This is a genomic window from Cesiribacter andamanensis AMV16, from assembly GCF_000348925.1.
GTDB classification, from domain to species: Bacteria; Bacteroidota; Bacteroidia; order Cytophagales; family Cyclobacteriaceae; genus Cesiribacter; species Cesiribacter andamanensis.
In genome coordinates this window covers 1-2,016 of record NZ_AODQ01000226.1, presented here as the reverse complement: position 1 = coordinate 2,016, position 2,016 = coordinate 1, and the positions used below count along the sequence as shown (strand labels likewise).

Below are 2,016 nucleotides of genomic sequence, written 5' to 3'. Positions count from 1 at the left end.
GCGGCCGTTTGTGCCTGCTCCCCTATACCCTGCGCCTGAGCTCCAGCACGCTTATCTCGGGCCAGATACCCACCCTTCCTGAAAAACCTATAAAGCCAAAGCCCCTGTTCACATACAGCATTTTGCCCAGCTCCTGGGCCAGGCCGGCCCAGTACCGGTAGCGGTATTGGACCGGGCTCCACTTTACCAGTGGGGTTTCTATGCCCACCTGCATGCCATGGGTATGCCCACAGAGGGTCAGGTGAATATGGGCCGGATGGTGACGCACCACTTCTGTCCAGTGCGAGGGGTCGTGCGAAAGCAGAATTTTGAAGGAATCGGATGCAACCCCCTGCAGGGCTTTGTCCAGGTCTCCTTTTTCAATAAAGCCCCTGCCCCAGTTCTCTACTCCCAGCAGGTGGATGGTGGCCCCGTCTTTTTCCAGGGCTATGTGCTCATCCAGCAGCAGGCCCCAGCCCATACGGCCAATGTTTTGCTTAAGCTGCTCCAGGTTGGCCTGCTCTTCTTCTCGGCTGTTCCACTCGGCATACATGCCGTAATCATGATTGCCCAGGATGGCATACTGTCCAAAGGGGGCTTTGATCTGCGCAAAAGCCTTCATATAAGGTTCAATCTCACTGGCCTGGTCGTTAACCAGATCGCCGGTGAACACAAACAGGTCAGACTGCTGCTCAATGGCCAGCTGTATGCCCTCCTGTACGGCCTGGGGGTCGGTAAAACTGCCCGAATGGATATCGGATAGCTGGGTAATGGTAAAGCCATCAAACTGCGGCGGCAGATCGTTAAAATAGAGAACCTGCCGGTGCAGGGTATACTTATACTTGCCCCGCACAATGCCATAGACAAAGGAGGTGAAGGGCAGCGCAGCTACCAGCAAGGCCAGCTGGCTGATAAATTTACGCCTGCCCGGCATGGGGGACTCAGGGCGTTCGGCAGGCGCCTGCCAGGGGGACCTCAGCCAGCGAAAGAGGGCTATTTTAAGCCGCACCACATCCTCTGCCAGCAACACCAGGGCAAAGCAGAGCTGGGTCACCAGCAGGGTTAGAAAAGCATTGATCACCCATTGAATGAAGGGGGTGGTATGGTCGGTAGTGAAGCGTACATAAAAGGCGTAGCCAAACAGCCCCAGAAAGCCCACAAAAAAGAGCCAGTACGCCAGATAGAACCCTTTTCTGGCACTGGCCCGCCAGTTGGCCGCCAATTGTTGAATACCCTGAAAATTATACCAGACAAGCAGCAGGGAGAGTACTGCCATAACAAGAATAAACGTACGCATGCAGGTGTTTAAGTTGGAAGTAACGGGCCAGTACTGCTACCAGCTTTGCAATCAGGAACTAAATGACAGCGGCTTACACAACCCTACAAGCTAACGTAAACAGGCTGCTTTTAGATCAACAAACGAGCAGGGAAACTGAAGCAGCAGCTACAAAGCTCTCATTTGAAACGCTTCCTTGCTGCTAGCTGTGGGCTGCAACAGGCAAAACCTGCCGGTACAGGAGCTACGAATATGCTCATTACCCTACATTCGGTGTACTTTTTCCATTTTTAAGGGTATACTTGCCAGAAATATAGTGGCTGGGCATCTATGAAAAAGATACTGGTAATTGGAGCTACGGGCATGCTGGGGCAGCCTGTGGTGGGTGAATTGCTAAAGGCCGGATTTTCGGTCACTGCCCTGGTGCGCAACGAGCATAGAGCCCAGCAGCTACTGCCCGATGAGGTAAGCCTGTTCAGGGGAGATTTGAGAAATCCCATTGATATAGAACAGGCCCTGGAAGGCATGGAAGGAGTTTACCTGAACCTGTCGGTACGCCCGGGTGAGCGTAGAACCGGCTTTCATACCGAAAATGAAGGCCTGCAGACCTTGCTGCCGCTGGCCCGCGCCGCCGGCATTCAGCGCATTGGCTACCTGGCCTCGCTGGTGCAGCACTACCAGGGCATGGACAATTTCAACTGGTGGGTATTTGATCTCAAACAACGGGCTACCCGCCTGATCCGGGAAAGCGGCATCCCCTA

At 54.0% G+C, this 2,016-nt stretch carries 2 protein-coding genes; one reads left to right on the top strand and one right to left on the bottom strand.

The window, feature by feature from the left end:
• Nucleotides 1-22: 22 nt before the first annotated feature.
• Nucleotides 23-1,276 carry a metallophosphoesterase gene (locus tag ADICEAN_RS20640; RefSeq protein WP_040398686.1) on the bottom strand — a complete coding sequence of 418 codons (1,254 nt, stop codon included), beginning with the start codon at nt 1,274-1,276 and terminating at the stop codon, nt 23-25.
• A 309-nt stretch (nt 1,277-1,585) separates the two neighbouring features.
• Here ADICEAN_RS20640 and ADICEAN_RS20635 point away from each other — a divergent pair.
• The coding region (locus tag ADICEAN_RS20635; RefSeq protein WP_040398684.1) for an SDR family oxidoreductase at nt 1,586-2,016 on the top strand (431 nt) is incomplete at its 3' end.

Excerpts from the sequence above, each read along its gene's own strand:
- ADICEAN_RS20640 (WP_040398686.1), bottom strand. The coding sequence starts at position 1,276 with ATGCGTACGTTTATTCTTGTTATGGCAGTACTCTCCCTGCTGCTTGTC.